18 protein-coding genes and 1 riboswitch are annotated in these 18,092 nt (G+C 56.4%); of the genes, 14 read left to right on the plus strand and 4 right to left on the minus strand.

Annotation, left to right across the window (positions count from 1 at the left end; all coding sequences use genetic code 11):
• The first annotated feature begins 201 nt into the window (after window positions 1-201).
• Together ACOYIE_RS01270 and ACOYIE_RS01275 are read left to right on the plus strand one after the other, a co-directional pair.
• Window positions 202-720 (plus strand): peptidylprolyl isomerase, encoded by a 519-nt coding sequence (locus ACOYIE_RS01270; RefSeq protein ID WP_433410083.1) that lies wholly within the window; start codon window positions 202-204, stop codon window positions 718-720.
• Between the two features lie 19 nt (window positions 721-739).
• Window positions 740-1,477, plus strand: a complete 738-nt coding sequence (locus tag ACOYIE_RS01275) for a hypothetical protein (RefSeq protein ID WP_433410085.1) — start codon at window positions 740-742, stop codon at window positions 1,475-1,477.
• Window positions 1,478-1,553: 76 nt separating this feature from the next.
• On the opposite strand, the gene ACOYIE_RS01280 is transcribed toward ACOYIE_RS01275, so the two are convergent.
• Both ACOYIE_RS01280 and ACOYIE_RS01285 read right to left on the minus strand, forming a co-directional pair.
• The gene (locus ACOYIE_RS01280; protein ID WP_433410086.1) at window positions 1,554-1,976 is read right to left on the minus strand and encodes an EamA family transporter; all 423 of its coding nucleotides are present in this window, start codon (window positions 1,974-1,976) and stop codon (window positions 1,554-1,556) included.
• 125 nt (window positions 1,977-2,101) lie between these two features.
• Window positions 2,102-2,902: an SDR family NAD(P)-dependent oxidoreductase gene (locus ACOYIE_RS01285; protein WP_433410088.1), complete on the minus strand. Its 801-nt coding sequence runs from the start codon at window positions 2,900-2,902 to the stop codon at window positions 2,102-2,104.
• Window positions 2,903-3,128: 226 nt separating this feature from the next.
• Here ACOYIE_RS01285 and ACOYIE_RS01290 point away from each other — a divergent pair, with 226 nt between their 5' ends.
• From ACOYIE_RS01290 to prfA, 3 genes are read left to right on the plus strand one after another with little or no spacing between them, the layout of a single operon-like run.
• Window positions 3,129-5,057, plus strand: a complete 1,929-nt coding sequence (locus ACOYIE_RS01290) for an ABC-F family ATP-binding cassette domain-containing protein (protein ID WP_433410090.1) — start codon at window positions 3,129-3,131, stop codon at window positions 5,055-5,057.
• On the plus strand, window positions 5,054-5,803 hold the full coding sequence (locus ACOYIE_RS01295) for a YdcF family protein (RefSeq protein ID WP_433410091.1): 750 nt from the start codon (window positions 5,054-5,056) through the stop codon (window positions 5,801-5,803). The genes ACOYIE_RS01290 and ACOYIE_RS01295 overlap by 4 nt, the downstream gene beginning before the upstream one ends.
• 59 nt (window positions 5,804-5,862) lie before the next feature.
• Window positions 5,863-6,927 (plus strand): peptide chain release factor 1, encoded by a 1,065-nt coding sequence (gene prfA, locus ACOYIE_RS01300; RefSeq protein WP_433410093.1) that lies wholly within the window; start codon window positions 5,863-5,865, stop codon window positions 6,925-6,927.
• Here the strand turns inward: prfA and ACOYIE_RS01305 are convergent.
• Window positions 6,924-7,346, minus strand: a complete 423-nt coding sequence (locus ACOYIE_RS01305; RefSeq protein WP_433410094.1) for a hypothetical protein — start codon at window positions 7,344-7,346, stop codon at window positions 6,924-6,926. The two genes, prfA and ACOYIE_RS01305, sit on opposite strands and share 4 nt — an antisense overlap.
• A gap of 119 nt (window positions 7,347-7,465) precedes the next feature.
• On the opposite strand from ACOYIE_RS01305, the gene ACOYIE_RS01310 reads away from it, so the two are divergent.
• The 5 genes from ACOYIE_RS01310 to ACOYIE_RS01330 all read left to right on the plus strand — a co-directional run bounded on the left by ACOYIE_RS01310 (window position 7,466) and on the right by ACOYIE_RS01330 (window position 12,236).
• On the plus strand, window positions 7,466-8,479 hold the full coding sequence (locus ACOYIE_RS01310) for an L-threonylcarbamoyladenylate synthase (RefSeq protein ID WP_433410110.1): 1,014 nt from the start codon (window positions 7,466-7,468) through the stop codon (window positions 8,477-8,479).
• Between the two features lie 11 nt (window positions 8,480-8,490).
• The gene (locus tag ACOYIE_RS01315; protein WP_433410095.1) at window positions 8,491-9,411 is read left to right on the plus strand and encodes a restriction endonuclease; all 921 of its coding nucleotides are present in this window, start codon (window positions 8,491-8,493) and stop codon (window positions 9,409-9,411) included.
• Entirely contained in the window at window positions 9,411-10,019 is a 609-nt protein-coding gene (gene coaE / locus ACOYIE_RS01320) for a dephospho-CoA kinase (RefSeq protein ID WP_433410112.1), read from the plus strand. Before ACOYIE_RS01315 ends, coaE begins: the two co-directional genes overlap by 1 nt.
• Window positions 10,016-11,413, plus strand: coding sequence for an aminopeptidase (locus ACOYIE_RS01325; RefSeq protein WP_433410097.1), 1,398 nt, complete (start codon window positions 10,016-10,018; stop codon window positions 11,411-11,413). Before coaE ends, ACOYIE_RS01325 begins: the two co-directional genes overlap by 4 nt.
• A 124-nt stretch (window positions 11,414-11,537) precedes the next feature.
• Window positions 11,538-12,236 carry an S-layer homology domain-containing protein gene (locus ACOYIE_RS01330; protein WP_433410099.1) on the plus strand — a complete coding sequence of 233 codons (699 nt, stop codon included), beginning with the start codon at window positions 11,538-11,540 and terminating at the stop codon, window positions 12,234-12,236.
• 68 nt (window positions 12,237-12,304) lie between these two features.
• Here the strand turns inward: ACOYIE_RS01330 and ACOYIE_RS01335 are convergent, their stop codons facing one another.
• Entirely contained in the window at window positions 12,305-13,381 is a 1,077-nt protein-coding gene (locus ACOYIE_RS01335; RefSeq protein ID WP_433410100.1) for a sensor histidine kinase, read from the minus strand.
• Between the two features lie 261 nt (window positions 13,382-13,642).
• Here ACOYIE_RS01335 and gap point away from each other — a divergent pair, with 261 nt between their 5' ends.
• The 4 genes from gap to ACOYIE_RS01355 form a co-directional block, all read left to right on the plus strand.
• A complete protein-coding gene (gene gap, locus ACOYIE_RS01340; protein WP_433410102.1) occupies window positions 13,643-14,671 on the plus strand; it encodes a type I glyceraldehyde-3-phosphate dehydrogenase in 1,029 nt (342 codons plus the stop codon).
• A gap of 198 nt (window positions 14,672-14,869) precedes the next feature.
• A riboswitch (purine riboswitch) is annotated at window positions 14,870-14,966 on the plus strand.
• A gap of 21 nt (window positions 14,967-14,987) precedes the next feature.
• Window positions 14,988-16,355, plus strand: a complete 1,368-nt coding sequence (locus ACOYIE_RS01345) for an NAD(P)/FAD-dependent oxidoreductase (RefSeq protein WP_433410104.1) — start codon at window positions 14,988-14,990, stop codon at window positions 16,353-16,355.
• Between the two features lie 401 nt (window positions 16,356-16,756).
• Complete coding sequence (locus ACOYIE_RS01350) at window positions 16,757-17,653, plus strand: DMT family transporter (protein ID WP_433410106.1); 897 nt, start codon at window positions 16,757-16,759, stop codon at window positions 17,651-17,653.
• Between the two features lie 222 nt (window positions 17,654-17,875).
• Window positions 17,876-18,092: EamA family transporter (locus ACOYIE_RS01355; RefSeq protein ID WP_433410107.1), on the plus strand; the 217-nt coding region annotated here is incomplete at its 3' end.

Here is an 18,092-nt window from a genome sequence, read left to right on the forward strand (position 1 = left end):
AAAGCGGTAAATACCAAAAGTTATCCACTTTGTCCACAGAGTTGTCCCCAGGCAGGGTGTGGAAAGACCTGTGTATAAAGTGGATTTTTGAGGAAAACAGGGGAGAAGGGCCATAAAAAACAGCCCTTGCTGTTTGAGGGGAAGTTTGGTACAATATAAATGAATATATGCGCCTATGCGCTGATGATGGAGTGAAAAAGCATGAGCAATCCAATTGTAACGATTGAAATGGAAAACGGCGGTATCATCCGCGCGGAATTATATCCTGAGGTAGCCCCGAATACGGTGCGCAACTTTATCTCGCTGATTCAGAAAGGCTTTTATGACGGCACGATTTTCCACCGCGTCATTCCGGGCTTCATGATTCAGGGCGGCGATCCGGACGGTACAGGTATGGGCGGCCCCGGTTATGAAATCCGCGGCGAATTTACCGCAAACGGCTTCCAGAATGATTTGAACCATACCCGCGGCGTGCTGTCCATGGCGCGCACGATGGCGCCGGACTCTGCGGGCAGCCAGTTCTTCATCATGACCGAGGATTCCCCGCATCTGGACGGCCAGTACGCCTCCTTCGGCATGGTGACGGAAGGCATGGACGTGGTGGACGCCATTGTCAACACCAAGCGGGACTGGCACGATCGTCCGCGTCAGGAGCAGAAAATGAAAACGGTCACGGTGGACACGCAGGGCGTGACCTACGAGGCGCCGGAGACCCTGTAAAGAAAGAAGGGGACGCGGTATGCACTATACCAACAAGGAAACCTTCGTTCTGTCTTCGGTTGGCTGCATGGATACCGAGCCGGACGGGCTGGAATCCATTCTTGCCGGCAATGAGGAGGGTGCAAAGGGCTGTTGTCTGTCGGTTGATATGACGGCGGACGGCATTGCCGTGCTCTCTTCGGACGGGTACTGCACCGCGGCGGACGGCACCCAGATGAATATAGCCGATTACAGCTATACCGAGCTGCATCAGGCGGCGCCGCAGCTGATACCGGCCGGCCAGGCGATTGATCTGGCCCGTACCTGCCGCGCAAAAATTGCTATTACCGTACATAACCAGACCCTGCTGCCCCAGCTTCGTATGACGCTGCGGCACGCCAATTATCTGGACGAGACGATTTTTGTCGGCCTTGGCCTGGTGGAAGCCGCGCGCATCGCGGTTTCTAATCCGGATTTGCACATTATGGGCGAGCTGCCCGCGCTGCCGGATAATATTGACGCGCTGGTGCGCGCTGCGCAGACGACGGGGCTGTTCGGTCTGCGCGCCGCCGCAGGCGATTTGACGCCCAAGCTGATTTCGGCCTGCCGCCGCGCGGGTCTGTTCACCATGAGCCTGTCGACCAGCAATGAACACACGCTTGCGGAACTGATTCACAGCGGTGTAAACTTTATTGAAACGGCACGGCCGGATATTACGGCCATGCTGCTGCCGTCAGGCGAAGCGGAACCGCACCAGATTCCGCTGATGCGGTATTGAAAAATAAAAAAGAGGGCCGGTTGGCCCTCTTTTTATCTGCCGGAAAGGGAGGTGCGCCGGCGGCCCTGCTGTGTTTTTAATAGGTCAGCAGGAAGAGACCGGCCGCGCAGACTGCAATGCCCAGCAATTGGCGGAGTGTAATCACCTCATGATAGAGCAGCGCGCCGACTGCCAGCAGCGCGCAGGAAAGGGCGATGTTGGCCACCAGCGAGCCGGTGTTCACCCGCCAGCCGGCGCGGTACATATGGATATAGCCGAATTCCAGCCCGACGACCATAATGCCCAATACGGGCGCAGCCCAGTTCAGGCGGCGAAGCTCTTCCGGCAGTGTGCTGTGGGCGCCCTGCCAATACAGCAGCAGGGACAGCGCTGCCGCCGTCAGATAGGTCACGCCGAGTGAGAGAAAGGCATTTGCGCCCGCCGGCGTTGATTTGGTGCAGATATTGTACATGATGTTGGACAGAACGACCAGCGCAATGGGCCAGAACATATTCCACATGCAAGGATTCCCCCTCAGACCAAAATAAAACCGGCAGTAAGTCAGCCTTACTGCCGGTAGGTGCTCACCCGAACATTGCTGTCATCACAGGATAAGGATGCAGCGTTTTTACGCCAAGCAGAAGATTACGGGCGCTGGCCCATGCCGCCCTCCAGCGTCAGGGTCTCGCCGGACATATACTTGAAGTCGGGCGAAGCGAGCGCTACAACGACGCGGCCGATTTCGGTTTCGGCGTCGCCGTAGTGGCCCATCGGCGGCATGTGTACGTTTTTCGCATAAGCGTCCGGATAGGCATCGCGGAACTGCTCAAGCTGAGAGGTCCATGCCAGCGGGCAGACAACGTTGACGTTGATATCGTCCGGACCCCATTCGGTAGCGGCAACGCGGGTCAGGCCGCGGATGCCTTCCTTCGCGGCAGCGTAGGAGCACTGGCCGGCGTTGCCGAACAAACCGGCGCCCGAGGCAAAATTGATAACCGAGCCGCGGCTTTCCTTCAGATAGGGATAGCAGGCCTGCATATAGACGAACGCAGAGTACAGGCCGGAATAAATGGCAAGATCAAAGTTTTCCATCGTATGCTCGGCCAGCGAAACGCCGGAAGCAGAGGCCTGCGCATTGTTGACCAGCACCTGAATACCGCCGAAGGTATCCACTGCCTGCTGCACAACATGCTTTGCGGTGGCAATATTGTCCGCACCTGCGTTGATATCCGCCTGAACAGGCAGCACCCGGATGCCGTATGTGGCTTCCAGCTCCTCCTTGGCGCTTTCCAGTTTTTTGACATTTCGGCCGGTGATAACGAGATTTGCACCTTCTTTTGCGAAAGCGGTCGCGATACCGTAGCCGATGGAACCGCAGCCGCCGTCTTTCAGAACGGCTCGGCCGCCGCCGGTTATGATAACAGTTTTACCTGTGAAAAAACCCATAATTGACACATCCTTTATGATGATTTTGCGTTATGTGTTGGATAACACTATCAGTTTAACAAGGTCACCTGCATTTTTCAAGCGATTTTTGTGATTTTTTCATAAAAAAATTTGCAATTTCTGATGGAAAACGCCATGGGATGGGCTTTTCCTTGCGGCGGACCTGTGCTATAATAAAAAGACCTGTATGCATGGAAAATTTGAATTTGGGAAAGGAGCCGCGTCAGTGGCCGATATTACCGTACAAAATCTGACAAAATATTACGGCGATAAGCTGATTTTGCAGGATATTTCTTTTGATATACAGCCGGGCGAAAAGGTTGCCATTCTGGGCGCGAACGGCGCGGGCAAGACTACGCTCCTGCATATCCTGACCGGCCGCCTGCCCTATGACGGCGGCCATGTTGCAATCGGGCAGGGCCGCACGGCGGGCGTGATCGACCAGATGCCGGATTTTCCGCCGGAATCCACGGTGGAGGACATCCTGCGGCTGGCCTTCCACGAATCCGATGAAATCATTGCCGCCATGGATGAGCTGACCGACGAAATGACCCGCCGGCCGGATGATGATTCGCTGCTCCGGCGCTATGCGCTGCTGGAAACGCGGCTGGATGCGCTGGGCGGCTATAATCGGGATTATGAGATCGACCGCGTGTGCAACGGCTTGGAGATTCCCGCGGAAATGCGCGCACAGCGGTTTGCACTGCTGTCCGGCGGCGAAAAAACGCGCATCAATCTGGCGCGCATCATTTTGGAGCAGACCGATGTGCTGCTGCTGGACGAGCCGACCAACCATCTGGATATGGACGCCGTTGATTGGCTGGGCCGTTATCTGGAAGGCTACCGCGGCACCGTGCTCATCATTTCGCACGACCGCTGGTTTATCGACCAGTGCTGCGACCGCGTGATCGAAATCCACGACTGCACCTGCGATTTTTACAGCGGCAACTATTCCTACTATGCGGTCGAGCGCGAACGCCGCCGCGAGGAGCAGCTAAAGCACCATGAACACGAGCTGGCTGAGAAAAAGCGGCTGGAAGCCGTGGCGCGGATCATGCACGAGCACGGCACCGAGCATTTGGCCAAGCGCGCCGCGTCCATTGAAAAGCGCATCGCGCGCATGACCGTCACCGACCGCCCGAAAAAGGATAAAAAGATGACCGTCACCTTCGGCGACCCGAATTATGAGACCGAGGATGTCCTGAAGGTGCGGGATATTACAAAAAGTTATGACGGACGGGAAATATTACACGATATCAGCTTCCAGATCCGCAACCGCGAGCGCGTCGCCCTGCTGGGTGCAAACGGCGCGGGCAAAACCACGCTGCTCAAGCTCCTGCTGGGAGAGGAGCAGGCGGATACCGGCGTGATTCGCAAGGGCGTTGGGCTGAAGCCGGCTTATCTGCCGCAGCAGGTGTACTTTGCCAATCCGCAGCGCAACCTGATCGACACGCTGATCTACGACAAGAATGTATCCATGCAGGTGGCGCGCAACCGGCTGGGTTCCTTCCAGTTCACGGGGGAACAGCAGATGAAAACCGTTTCCATGCTGTCCGGCGGCGAAAAGAGCCGCCTGCGCCTGTGCGAATTGATGTACGATCCGCTCAACTTGCTCATTCTGGACGAGCCGACCAACCATCTGGACCTGGCCTCCCGCGAATGGATCGAAGAGGCGGTTGAAGCGTTTGACGGCACACTGCTGTTTGTATCGCATGACCGGTATTTTGTCGAGCGGTTCGCCACGCGCGTGCTGTATCTGGAGGATGGACGGCTGATTGATTTCATCGGTTCGTACAGCGCCTTTCTGGACTGGCGCGCCAAGGGCGGCGGCGCGCTGCCCGCAGCCGAGCCGGCGCCCATGCCGAAAAAGCAAAAGCCGGCAGCGCCCACCTTGGACGATGTTCCCCCGCCGCCCGCAAAACTCAAACGCACAGGCGGCACCAAAAACCTGCAAAAGCAGCTGAATACGCTCGAACGCGAGATCGCGCAGCTGGAAACCCAGTCTGCCGAGCTGGAACAGCAGATGATCGAGGCGTCCTCGGATTCTGCCCGCCTGCTGGAGCTGATGGGCGAAAAGGAGACCTGCGATGAGCTGCTTGCTGCCAAAATGGACGAATGGGAGGCCGTTGCGGCCGAACTGGAGGAACTGCAATGAATGAACGAAAGGTATGGATGGGACTGGCTGTACTGTTTGCGCTGGGGGGCGCGGTGCAGCTGCCGTGGGCGCCGTCGCGGTTCGGCGGTGTGTTTTTCCTTGCGCTTGCCGTTGGCTGCGCGGGGGAATGGTATGTGCTCGGCAAGCGCAGGCAATGCCGGATTTGCGCGGTGCTGTCCGTTTTGGGGCGGGTGCTGTTCGGTCTGGTGGTGCTGTCGTTCGCTTATATTCAGATTGGGGTGATTGGGCGCGGTATGCAGCCCAATCCTGATGCGGCAAAGGCGGACTATGTGCTGGTTCTGGGCGCGCGGGTCAATCCGGACGGACAGCCCTCGGCCGCGCTGGCTGCGCGGTGCGATGTGGCGGGCGGTTTTCTGGAAGGACATCCGCAGGCCAAGGCCATCCTGTGCGGCGGACAGGGCAGCAACGAACCGTGCAGCGAAGCCGAAGCGATGTTTAACTATATGACCGGCGCGGGCATTGCGCCCGACCGGCTGATTTTAGAGGATCAGTCCTCCAATACGATTGAAAATATTGCCAATGCCCGCGCCATCATGGAGCAGGGCGCGCGCACGGCGGTCATCACCAATGATTATCATCTGGCGCGGGCCTGCCGCCTGATGGAGCAGGCGGGGCTGGACCCATACGGCATTCCCGCGCCGACGCCCTACCCGGGGCAATGGGTGAGCGTGCGCTGCCGGGAATACTGCTCGATTTTGGGCCTGATGCTGACCGGACGGTGGTAAAAACACGCGACTGACCATCCGCTCTGTGCCAAACCACCCACCAAAGGAAAGAAATGCTTATGTTTGAAAAACTGAAATCGCTCGCCGCGCGGCTGGACGAGCTGGAGATGCGTTTGTCCGAACCCGGGCTGTATGACGATCCGGACCGCGCCGCAAAGCTGCTCAAAGAGCGCAACGAACTCGAGCCGATCGTCGCGGCCTTCCGCGCCTACCAAGCGGCGCAGCAGGCGCAGGCGGATGCGCTTGAGCTGCTGTCCGATCCGGATATGAAGGAGCTGGCGCAGGAAGAGCTTACACAGGCCAAGGTCGATCTGGCACGGCTGGAGGACGAGCTGAAGATTCTGCTGCTGCCCCGCGACCCCAATGACGATAAGAACATTTTTGTCGAGATCCGCGGCGGCGCGGGCGGCGAGGAATCCGCCCTGTTTGCCGCCGACCTGTACCGGATGTACACCATGTATGCGGATAAGCACGGCTGGCAGACCGAAGTGATGAACAAATCCGAAACCGAGCTGGGCGGGCTGAAGGAAGTGGTGTTCCGCGTGGCCGGGGATAAGGTGTATTCCCGCTTAAAGTTTGAGTCGGGCGTACATCGGGTGCAGCGCGTACCTGAAACCGAATCACAGGGGCGTGTGCATACTTCGACCACCACGGTTGCGGTGCTGCCCGAAGCCGAAGAGGTGGATTTTTACCTTGACCCGAACGACCTGCGCATCGACACCTTCCGTTCCTCGGGCGCGGGCGGCCAGCATATCAACAAAACCTCCTCCGCCATCCGCATCACGCACCTGCCCACCGGAACCGTTGTGGAATGTCAGGACGAGCGCAGCCAGCACAAAAACAAGGATAAGGCCATGCGCGTGCTGCGCAGCCGCCTGTATGAGGCGGAGGTTGAAAAACAGCAGGCCGCCATCGCCGCCGACCGCAGAAGCCAGGTCGGCACAGGCGACCGGTCGGAGCGTATCCGTACCTATAACTTTCCGGAAAACCGCGTGTCCGACCACCGCATCAAGCTGACGATCTACAAGCTCGACCAGTTTATGAACGGCGATATGGATGAGATTCTTGACGCGCTGATTGCGGCCGACACGGCGGAAAAACTGCGCCGGCAGGCAGAGGGTTAACCCCAGTCGTCCTGTTCGGCAAGCTGCTGCGCCAGCTCCGCGTCCAGACGGTTCAAGGGACCGTCCTCCACCCGACAGATGACCTTGCTGCGGGTGGTAAACTGTACGCGGACGTAAAACCGGTCGGGCACATGCTCGTAAATACGGCTGGCCCCCATCGTGCCGCCGGCCTTGGTGCCGGCAGAGTTGGCGAGATATCCCACCGTGCCGAGCACGGGCAGGAATGCCCGGATAGCGTCGCTGTCAAACGGATTGGCCGGCTCCTTTCGGCACCGGATGAACTGCCCGATTGCAAACGGCTCCAAACCGTGATAATGCGAAAAACCGGTGATTGTGACAAACCGGCTGAACGCTTCCGTCGTTCCGTATGTAACGGTTTGGGTGATCTGATGGGTGATTTGTACCAACGGGTCGTTCATGGATGTCGCCTCCTTTTCTTTGACAGCTTGATGATATCAAAACGCCTGTCCGATAAAACCCTCTTTTATAGAAGCTATTTAATTTTCCACTGATGGAAGTGTATCATATGAAAACAGTAATGCTATCCCCACAAAATGATAAAAATGCGGTAAATACTGCTGCTTCCCTGATAAAACAGGGTGAAGTGGTGGGTATGCCCACAGAAACTGTATACGGGCTGGCTGCGAATGCCCTGGATGGGGAAGCGGTGGCGAAAATATTCCGTGCAAAGGGGCGCCCGCAGGACAACCCGCTGATCGTTCACATTGCGGATTTTGACCAGATCTACGAGCTGTGCCCCGCCGTTCCGCCGCAGGCCAAAGCGCTGGCGGAGGCATTTTGGCCCGGTCCGCTGACCATGATTGTGCCCAAGGGGGACTGCATCCCGCAGGAGGTGTCGTGCGGTCTGGATACGGTCGGCATCCGTCTGCCTGCGCACCCATTGGCGCGTGATTTGATCCGTGCCGCAGGCGTGCCGCTCGCAGCGCCCTCGGCCAATACGTCGGGACGCCCTTCCACCACCACAGCGGAGCACGTTTTGCGCGATATGGACGGCAAAATCGCCGCGATTCTGGACGGCGGTCCGTGCGGTGTAGGGGTGGAATCCACCGTCATCACGCTTGCACTGGACAAACCGCGCCTGCTGCGGCCGGGCGGCATCACACTCGAGCAGCTTCGTGCCGTGCTGGGCGAGGTCGAAGTGGACCGCGCTCTGTACGAAAAAATCGGGGATGATGTGCGCGTATCTGCCCCCGGCATGAAATACCGGCATTATGCGCCCAAGGCGCCCGTTACGGTTGTGCGCGGTGACCCACAACGCACAGCAGAATACATCCAAAAGCAGGTGGATGGGACCGCAGGCGTGCTTTGTTTTGACGAATACCGATCATATTTCCCCACTTGCGTGGTGGAATGTTTTGGTTCCCAATTTAACCTTGCCGCACAGGCGCGCGAAGTGTTCGACCGCCTGCGGGCGTTTGACGACACGGATGTGACCCAGATCTGGGCGCAGTGCCCCTCGGATGAGGGACTGGGGCTGGCCGTTGCCAATCGCATCAAAAAGGCGGCGGGGTTTTCGGTGGTAGAGGTGTAGGAGGAAATTGCATGGCAGTGCCAAAATACGATCAGATGTATAGGCCCTTTTTGGAATGTTTAAAAGACGGCAAAAACCACCGCATGCCGGAATTGTGTAAAAGTATTGCCAAACAAATGAATTTATCTGCGGCAGACACGCTGGAATGCAGAGGAACAAACCGCTCTCCGCTTCTCCAATATCGAATCAGCTGGACAAAGACCTATCTGACGAAAGCTGGCTTAGTTGAAACTGTGCAGCGCGGTGTTTATCAAATTACCGACGAAGGAAGAAAAGTTTTGGAGGAGTGCCCCGAGCCTTTGGACAATGCTTTTCTGATGCGTTATCCTGATTTTCGCGAATTTGTACGGCCTTCTGCAAAATCGCAGAAGCAGGAGAAACCACAAGATCCAATTGATGACGATATGCAGGATGACACACCGGATTCGGTTGTCGATCGTGCTGTTTCGCAGCTTAATTCTGCTTTGGCAGACGATATTTTATCAGCTATACTATCAAAACCGGCCGGTTTTTTCGAATGGTTAGTAATTCAGCTGCTTGAAAAAATGGGATATGGTACATCAGAACTGGAAAATGATAAGTGCCGTCACAAATCGCGCGACAATGGGATCGATGGCATTATCCGCCAGGATCGTCTGGGTTTTAATAAAATTTATATTCAGGCAAAGCGTTGGGACAATACCCCTGTGGGCAGACCGGAGGTTCAGAAGTTTTATGGGGCTCTGCCTATGGGTATGACGCGCGGTCTGTTTATCACCACTTCCCGATTTTCGGAGGAAGCACAGGAATATGCGCAGCAACGGAATTTGGTATTGATAGATGGGAAAAAACTGGCACAGCTGATGATTGAATTTGATTTGGGCGTATCGGCCCAAAAAACCTATGTACTAAAAACACTGGATACAGACTTTTTTGAGGATAATCTGATTTGATGAATGGTAAAATGAAAATAGTCGGCCTGACCGGCGGCAGCGGCACGGGCAAAGGTACTGTGGCGGCGCGGATGCAGGCGCTCGGCGCGGGCTGGGTGGATGCGGACGCGGTTTACCGCGGCCTGTGCGCGCACGACCGCACGATGCTCGCGGCGCTCGATGCCGCGTTTGGCGGCGTACTGGATGCGTTCGGCAGGCTCGACCGCCCCAAACTGGCGGCGATCGTCTTTTCCGACCCTGCAAAACTGCGCCGGCTCAATGAAATTACCAGGCCGTACATCCGCGCGGCCTCGCTGGCGGCGATTCAGGCGCAGAGCGGCTGCCCAATCGTGCTGTACGACGCGCCGACCCTGTTTGAAGCAGGGGCGGAAGACCTGTGCGAGCGGGTGATCGGCGTGCTGGCCGATTCGGAGATTCGCGTGCAGCGTGTGATGGCGCGGGACGGCATTGATGAAGCGGCGGCGCGCGCCCGCATCGCGGCCCAGCCGGAGGACGGCTTTTACCGCGCCCGCTGCGATTATATTCTGGAAAACAACGGTGATCTTGCCGCATTGCGGCGGGAGACCGATGCTTTATACGATCAACTCATCAAAGGAGTGCAAGAATGATGACTTCGGAACAATTGTTTTATGACAAAAAGCCTGGCTTTGACCGCCTGACCAACGGCGATAAAAAGGCGATTCAAACCTATGCCGAGGGCTATAAGTCCTTTCTGGACGAAGGCAAGACCGAACGCGACGCGGTGCGTGAAATGGTACGCCTGGCTGAGGCCAGGGGTTTTCGCGCGTGGGACGGCGGCGATGCGGTCAAGCCGGGGGATAAGCTCTATCAGGTCAACCGCGGCAAGGGCATCACGCTGGCGGTCATCGGCAAAAAGAGCCTTGCAGAAGGCGTGCGCCTGACGGCTGCCCATCTGGACGCGCCGCGTGTGGATATCCGCACGGTGCCGCTGTATGAGGACAACGGCATGGCGCTGTTTAAAACCCATTACTATGGCGGCATCAAAAAATACCAGTGGACAGCCATTCCGCTGGAGCTGCGCGGCGTGGTATGCGTATGCGATCATGGCAAGGTCAAAACGGTTGATGTGCGCGTGGGCGATAAGCCGGAGGACCCCAAGTTCGTCATCACCGACCTGCTGCCGCACCTTGCTTCCGAGCAGATGACCAAAAAGGCGACCGAGGTCATCAAGGCCGAGGGGATGAATGTGCTGATCGGTTCGGTGCCGAGCGAAACGGTGGACGAAGCGTGCAGCGAAAAAATCAAGCTGGCCATTATGGAGCACCTCAACCGCGCATATGGGATGACTGAGGCGGATTTTCTTTCGGCAGAGCTGTGCTGTGTTCCGGCTTTCAAAGCATGTGATATTGGTTTTGACCGTTCGTTCGTCGGCTCTTACGGGCACGATGACCGCGTATGCTCGTATACTGCGGCAACTGCGCTGCTGGACTTGAAAACCGCGCCGGCACACACCTGCGTGTGTCTGCTGGTGGACAAGGAGGAAATCGGCTCGGAAGGCGTGACCGGCATGCAGTCGCATGCATTTGAGCGCTTTATGGGCAGCCTGTGCCGTGCGCAGAATGTGGTGCTGGAGGAGTGCTTTGCGCATTCGGTATGCCTGTCTGCCGATGTGTGCAACGCATTTGACCCCAATTATCCCGAGGTATCCGAAAAGCGCAACGATGCGCGGGTGAACTGCGGCTTTGCGCTGGTTAAATACACGGGCGCGCGCGGCAAGAGCGGCACGAGCGACGCAACCGCCGAGCTGATGGCGCGCATCCGCTGCATTTTTGATAAGGCGGGCGTGGTCTGGCAGACCGGCCAGCTTGGCCGCGTCGATCAGGGCGGCGGCGGCACGGTGGCGATGTATCTGGCCAACCGCAACATTGATACGGTGGATGCAGGCGTGCCCGTATTGTCCATGCACGCGCCGTTTGAGCAGATTGCCAAGCTCGATTTGTATATGGCGTACCAGGGATTCGGCGCGTTTTATAAGGACTGAAAAAAATCGACGCATTTTTAAAATGCGTCGATTTTTTTGCGAAAGGCTGTAATTGGAATGGAAAACAACGGCCGTATCGGGTATAATGGGGGAAAGATCTGCGCAAGCAAAAAGGAGAATCCATATGAAAAAACGACTGACAGCGCTGCTTCTTGCAATTGCGGCGGCGCTTGCGATGACCGCGCCTGCCTTTGCTGCGGAGCAGAAGGATGCGCTGGAGCTGACCGATATTGCAGAGGAAAAGTGGTATACGCCGGCGGTGCTGTTTGCCGTCAGCTACGGGGTGATGGACCCTGTCAGCGAGCAGGACGGGAAAGGAATCTTTGTCCCTGACGCGCCCATGCTGCGGGAGCAGGTGGCCGACGCGGTATACCGCTTTGCAGCGCTGGCGGACCAGAAGCTGGCGGAAAAACTGAGCAGCACCGAAGCCGATCAATGCGCCGATTTTGACAGCGTATCTTTGGACTGCCGGGCAGCCGTGCGGTTCTGCTATGGCGCGGGCGTGATGACCGGAGATAAGGAGCGCCGCCTGCATCCGCAGAATACCATTTCCCGCCAGGAGTTTGCGGCGGTTTTGCAGCGTTTTGTCAAGCTGTATGAAGAAAAGGGATATATGGAGGATGTGGTTTCGGCCGATACCCTTGCCGTGGGCAGTTTTACCGACCAGACGGAGATTGCCGCATGGGCGCGGCCGGACATTGCATTTTGCCGTGCCAATGGACTGATGCAGGGCAATGCAAACGGCACGTTCAATCCCAAGGGAGAGATCAGCCGCGCAGAGATGGCGCAGGTGCTGTATAATCTGGCGCCGCGGGGCGTATAAAAATTGCGAACAATGGAAAACCGCCGCTTTTCAACCAAAAGCGGCGGTTTTGTCTGCCCTATCTGTTTTTATTGCGGGTCCAGGCAGGAAAGTTCAATTTCTGCAAGGGGGAAACCGTCGTCCAGCACCATGGGCGCGGCCAGGTTATGCTCGGCCAGGGATTCAGGCAGATGCGAGATGATAAAATGTAGCATGCTGCCGCCGCCTGCCCGCGGGGAAAACAACAGCGTGCCGCCGTGCAGCTGCGCGATACACTGCGTCAGCGGCAGGCCGAAGCCAAGCGGCGCGCCGCGGCGGGTAAAGTCCAGGTATTCGCGCAGATCAACGGTGCGCTGCCAGCCGGAGAGCAGGCGGTCAAACAGTTCGGCATTCAGGCCGGCCCCGCGGTCAGCAACCGTGATGGTCAGGTGGGTTTGCTCATCCCGCAGAGAGAGCGTGACATCCCCCTCGGGCGGAGTGGCGCGCACGGCATTGGTCAGCAGATTGTACAGCGCAGTGCCAATCAGCTTGGGGTCGACCAGGGCGGTGCAGCTTTCCGGCAGGTCAAGCGCAATTTCCCAGCCGGAAACCTGGGCGGTCTGCTCTGCCGCTTCACGGCAGAGGGCGGTTATTTCGCACTGGTCAAGCTGGAGCTGCTCGGTCAGCGGCGGATCGTGCAGAAAATCGGAATGCAGCAGCATGCGGTGCAGCCGCAGACATTGCCTGCGCAGATGCTGCGCCAGCACAGGGTCGTCGGTCCTGGTTGCATCCGCCAGCATGGCGCCGAGAATTGGCGCGGTTTTGGCTTGCAGTACGCGCAGGCTGCCGTCGTAGCGGGCACGGCCGGCGCGTACAAAGGCAAGCAGCGCACCGGTTCTGTGGGGAATTAGTTCAAGACGGTATTCCACACCGTCCAGCTCTTCCTGAACGGTGCGGGATACATGCCGCGCGATACAGTCGCGCAGCGCACAGACCGCCGGTTCGCTCAGAAGCTGGTCAATACGCTCAAGCGGGTGCAAACCGGTCAGCTGTGCCGCCGGTTTGTTGCAATTTTCAATATGGAGCGAAGGCCCGACGATGATCAGCGCGGCCTCATGCATTTCGGTGTGCGCAAGCAGCGCGGACAGCGTCCCGCTGTCAAGATCTAAAAAAAAGGAGTCCGTCATCAGTATCCTTATCCTCCGAATCGTTATGATGTTTCTTTCTGTTTTTTGCGTATAAGGCCGGTCAGCGGCTGAAATACTATATTTTGTGGGACGTGTTTATTATACCACCAGACGGTACACCTTTGCAAAGAAAAATATACAAAAACCCATGAGCTAATGACAAAATTTTCACAAATATTACACCTTGCGGTCAATTGCCCCGATAGTGTATAATAAACCCAACGACTAAAATACAGTCAAAATTGAGGAGGATCACTACAAATGGCTATCAAAGTAGGTATCAATGGCTTTGGCCGTATCGGCCGTATGGTTTTCCGCGCTGGTCTGAAGAACCCGAACATTGAGTTCGTTGCGGTAAACGACCCGTTCATGACTCCCGACTATATGGCGTACATGCTCAAGTACGACACCATGCATGGTCGTTATGACGGCACTATCGAGTATGATGACAACTCCATCACTGTGGACGGCCACAAGGTTCTGTTCCATGCTGAGATGGATCCCAAGAACATTCCGTGGGGCAAGGACGGCGTTGATTACGTTGTTGAGTCCACCGGCGTTTTCCTGACCAAGGAAAAGGCACAGGCGCACATTGACGGCGGCGCGAAGAAGGTTATCATGTCCGCTCCGTCCAAGGATGACACCCCGATGTTCGTTATGGGCGTTAACCAGGACACCTACACCAAGGATATGACCTTTGTTTCCAACGCTTCCTGCACCACCAACTGCCTGGCTCCGATTGCCAAGGTTCTGGACGAGGCGTTCGGCATTACCGACGGTCTGATGACCACCGTTCACTCCACCACCGGCACCCAGAAGACCGTTGACGGCCCCTCCAAGAAGGACTGGCGCGGCGGCCGTGCGGCAGCTGGCAACATCATCCCGTCCTCCACTGGCGCTGCCAAGGCGGTTGGCAAGGTTTACCCCAAGCTGAACGGCAAGCTGACCGGCATGTCCATGCGTGTTCCGACCCTGGACGTTTCTGTTGTTGACCTGACCGTTAACCTGGCCAAGCCCGCTTCTTATGATGACATCTGCGCTGCGATGAAGGCTGCTTCTGAGAAGCCGCTGTCTGAGGGCGGTCTTAAGGGCGTTCTGGGTTACACCGACGAGGACGTTGTTTCCTCCGACTTCCTGGGCGACGAGCGCACCTCCATCTTCGACAAGAAGGCTGGTATCGCGCTGACCGACACCTTCGTAAAGGTTGTTTCCTGGTACGACAACGAGTGGGGCTACTCCAACAAGCTGCTGATGCTCATCGAGCACATGGCTGAGGTTGACAACAAGTAATTTACCCTGAAAGCAGGAAAGCGCAATAACGGTGACGGTATTGCGCATAGCGAAAGAATTTGTTACTGCATGGGGCAACTCCTCTTTTCTGAGAGACACTTGGAAAAGAGGAGTTGTTTTTTATGCAGTGCGGGAAAAAAAGACAGCCGAAGGGTGCACAGACGGCGCAACGGAAAATTTATGCTTGCATTCAGCGGCAATTGTATATATAATAGGAAAGGTATAAGTCTGCAAAATGGGCAGACGTTTCTACCAACCACCAAATTGGTTGACTACCGCACAGGGAGTCAACTTTTTTTATTTTGGAGGAAAAGAAATGTACGACGCATTGATAATCGGAGCAGGCCCCGGCGGCATCTTCACGGCCTATGAGCTGCTGGAAAAAAGACCGAACCTGAAAATTGCAGTTTTTGAAATGGGCAATGAGCTGGAAAAACGCCGCTGCCCGATTGACGGAGATAAGATAAAATCCTGCATCCACTGCAAACATTGCTCTATTATGAGCGGTTTTGGCGGCGCCGGCGCTTTTTCGGACGGCAAATATAACATCACGAACGACTTCGGCGGCACTCTGCATGAATACATCGGCAAAAAAACGGCGCTGGAGCTGATGGAATATGTGGATAAAATCAACCTGGCCTTTGGCGGGCAGGGCACCAAACTTTATTCCACATCCGGTTCGCGGCTGAAAAACAGCTGCATGCAGAACGGACTGCATTTGCTGGATGCGTCTGTTCGTCATCTGGGAACGGATATTAACTACATTGTTCTGGAGCATTTATACAATCACCTGAAAGACAAGGTGGAATTTCACTTTAACTGCTTTATTGATAAAGTGGAGAAGCTGGAAAACGGATACAGAATTTATCACAAAGATACCGTTTATGAAGGCCGTGCATGCGTCATTTCGGCAGGAAGAAGCGGCAGCAAATGGATGGAGCAGATCTGCCGCGATTTGCACATCAATACCAATTCCAACCGCGTGGATATTGGGGTGCGCGTTGAACTTCCGGCCGGCATTTTGGCACACCTGACCGACGAGCTGTATGAAAGCAAAATTGTGTACCGCACTTCCAAATATGAAGATCTGGTGCGGACATTCTGCATGAACCCGAAGGGCGAAGTGGTAAATGAGAATACGAACGGCATCGTTACGGTGAACGGGCACAGCTATGAAGACCCTGCCAGGCAGACGAACAACACGAACTTTGCGCTGCTGGTTGCAAAACATTTTTCCGAGCCGTTTAAAGACTCCAACGGTTATGGGGAAAGCATCGCCCGATTGAGCAATATGCTGGGCGGCGGCGTTATTGTGCAGCGCTTTGGCGACCTGATCCGGGGACGCAGAAGCACGGAAGAGAGAATCCGGGAATCCTTCACGGTGCCGACGCTGAACGCTGCGGCCGGAGATTTGAGCCTGGTGCTGCCGAAACGCATACTGGACGGCATTATTGAAATGATCTACGCGCTGGATAAAATAGCGCCGGGCACGGCAAATGACGATACGCTGCTCTATGGCGTGGAAGTGAAATTTTATAACATGGAAGTGGAACTGGACCATAATCTGATGACCTGCCATGAAGGCCTGTATATCATTGGCGACGGAAGCGGCATTACGCACTCGCTGTCGCATGCCTCGGCAAGCGGCGTGTATGTTGCAAGGCAGATTGCAGAAAAAGTATGATGGGATTGCGGTGCAAAGGCTGACCGGTTCACCATGTTTTTGCGGCGCCGACATGAAAAAGCAGCTGACCTGTGCGGGGTCAGCTGCTTTTTTGCATGGTTTCTTCTTGCCGCTGATGGGCTGCGTTGTCCGGCCTCAAAACAGGGGATGCCGCAGTTTGGGGACCTTTCTGTCATGGCGCAACGCCCGGGCGATCTTGGGTATTGACACGGGGAATGGGCATCGCTATACTATTTCTGTCGGCGTAACGTTTTGCGCCGATATGGCATAGGATGAAGGGCAGTTTCAATAAAATTTGCGATGCTTTTGGCAGCAAACACTGAAACTGCCTGCGTAAATATGTTTTAAGAGAGACTCCTTGTGTTTTGCAGGGGGCTTTTCCATCATAAGGGGAAAACGGTATGGAAAAAGAAGAAAAAACGCGCGGCGGTGCCGCACTGACCATGCTGGGCGGCATGCTGTGGGGATTTTCGGGCGCGTGCGGACAGTTTTTGCTGCAGCAGAAGGGACTTGATGCCAACTGGCTGGTTCCGGTGCGTATGCTGTCCGGCGGCGCGGTGCTGCTTTTGCTGTGTCTGCTGCGGGAAGGGCGCGGTGCGGCGCGTATCTGGAAGAAGGACGCGGCCGGTATTCTGGTGTTCGGTCTGCTGGGCATGACCATGTGCCAATATACCTATTACCGCTGCATCGCGGTTTCCAATGCGGGCACAAGCACGGTGCTGCAATATCTGGGGCCGGCGATGATTGTGCTCTATCTGGCGCTGCGGGCGGGCCGTCTGCCGCGTCCGCTGGAATGGGCAAGCGTGGGCCTGGCCATGGCGGGCACCTTTCTTTTGGCAACGCACGGCAACCCGGGCACGATGGTGCTGAGCGGCGCGGCGCTGTTCTGGGGGCTGGGCAGCGCGGTGGCGCAGGCGGTGTATACCATACAGCCCGGCCGCCTGCTGCGTGAATACGGCGCAGCGCAGGTGACGGCGTGGGGCATGCTGGTTGGCGGTGTGATATTGACGATTGTGCTGCAGCCGTATTGCATTCCGGTATCGCTGGATGGCGGCGCGCTGATGGGGCTGACAGCGGTCGTGCTGTTCGGCACGGTAGGTGCGTTTACCATCTTTCTGGAAGGCGTGCGCCGGATTGGACCGAAAAAGGGCAGCCTGTATGCGCTGACCGAACCGGTGTCAGCGGCCTTGTTTTCAGCGCTCTGGCTGGGGGAGCGGTTTGTTCCGATGGACCTGCTGGGTTTTGCCTGTATCCTGTCCACCATTGTGCTGCTGGCGCTGGACAAGGAAAAAGCATAGAAGCGTGCAAACGGCGTCTTCGCGCAGGCAAAGCGGGGACGCCGTTTGCTTTTGCGGATATCCGGTGCTTCAACGGCTTCATCGTACAAAAAGCAGGAGAAAAACGGAAAAAATGTGCCTAAATTGCGCATAACCGTAGGTTGACGCGCGCAGACAGACGGGATAAACTTATAACATGGAGGGGTTTAACCACACAGAATAAAAGAGGAAAGGCGGTGTGTTATGGAACAGAAAAAAGCCGTCCGCGGCGCACTGATGACACTGGTGGGCGGCACCTTGTGGGGATTTTCGGGTACCTGCGGGCAGTATCTTTTGCAGGTAAAAGGGGTTCCGTCGCAATGGCTGGTTGCGGTGCGCCTGCTGACATCCGGCGTGCTGCTGCTGATGCTTTGCCTGCTGCGGCGGGATGAAAATGTATTCCGCATCTGGAAGAAGGACG

Origin of the sequence: Agathobaculum sp. (genome assembly GCF_050946325.1) — a bacterium.
Classification (GTDB): Bacteria; Bacillota; Clostridia; order Oscillospirales; family Butyricicoccaceae; genus Agathobaculum.

What these genes read in the sequence shown, in the direction of transcription:
- ACOYIE_RS01270 (WP_433410083.1), top strand. Translation starts at nt 202, where the DNA reads ATGAGCAATCCAATTGTAACGATTGAAATGGAAAACGGCGGTATCATC.
- ACOYIE_RS01275 (WP_433410085.1), top strand. Translation starts at nt 740, where the DNA reads ATGCACTATACCAACAAGGAAACCTTCGTTCTGTCTTCGGTTGGCTGC.
- ACOYIE_RS01280 (WP_433410086.1), bottom strand. Translation starts at nt 1,976, where the DNA reads ATGTGGAATATGTTCTGGCCCATTGCGCTGGTCGTTCTGTCCAACATC.
- ACOYIE_RS01285 (WP_433410088.1), bottom strand. Translation starts at nt 2,902, where the DNA reads ATGGGTTTTTTCACAGGTAAAACTGTTATCATAACCGGCGGCGGCCGA.
- ACOYIE_RS01295 (WP_433410091.1), top strand. Translation starts at nt 5,054, where the DNA reads ATGAATGAACGAAAGGTATGGATGGGACTGGCTGTACTGTTTGCGCTG.
- prfA (WP_433410093.1), top strand. Translation starts at nt 5,863, where the DNA reads ATGTTTGAAAAACTGAAATCGCTCGCCGCGCGGCTGGACGAGCTGGAG.
- ACOYIE_RS01305 (WP_433410094.1), bottom strand. Translation starts at nt 7,346, where the DNA reads ATGAACGACCCGTTGGTACAAATCACCCATCAGATCACCCAAACCGTT.
- ACOYIE_RS01310 (WP_433410110.1), top strand. Translation starts at nt 7,466, where the DNA reads ATGCTATCCCCACAAAATGATAAAAATGCGGTAAATACTGCTGCTTCC.
- ACOYIE_RS01315 (WP_433410095.1), top strand. Translation starts at nt 8,491, where the DNA reads ATGGCAGTGCCAAAATACGATCAGATGTATAGGCCCTTTTTGGAATGT.
- coaE (WP_433410112.1), top strand. Translation starts at nt 9,411, where the DNA reads ATGAATGGTAAAATGAAAATAGTCGGCCTGACCGGCGGCAGCGGCACG.
- ACOYIE_RS01325 (WP_433410097.1), top strand. Translation starts at nt 10,016, where the DNA reads ATGATGACTTCGGAACAATTGTTTTATGACAAAAAGCCTGGCTTTGAC.
- ACOYIE_RS01330 (WP_433410099.1), top strand. Translation starts at nt 11,538, where the DNA reads ATGAAAAAACGACTGACAGCGCTGCTTCTTGCAATTGCGGCGGCGCTT.
- ACOYIE_RS01335 (WP_433410100.1), bottom strand. Translation starts at nt 13,381, where the DNA reads ATGACGGACTCCTTTTTTTTAGATCTTGACAGCGGGACGCTGTCCGCG.
- gap (WP_433410102.1), top strand. Translation starts at nt 13,643, where the DNA reads ATGGCTATCAAAGTAGGTATCAATGGCTTTGGCCGTATCGGCCGTATG.
- ACOYIE_RS01345 (WP_433410104.1), top strand. Translation starts at nt 14,988, where the DNA reads ATGTACGACGCATTGATAATCGGAGCAGGCCCCGGCGGCATCTTCACG.
- ACOYIE_RS01350 (WP_433410106.1), top strand. Translation starts at nt 16,757, where the DNA reads ATGGAAAAAGAAGAAAAAACGCGCGGCGGTGCCGCACTGACCATGCTG.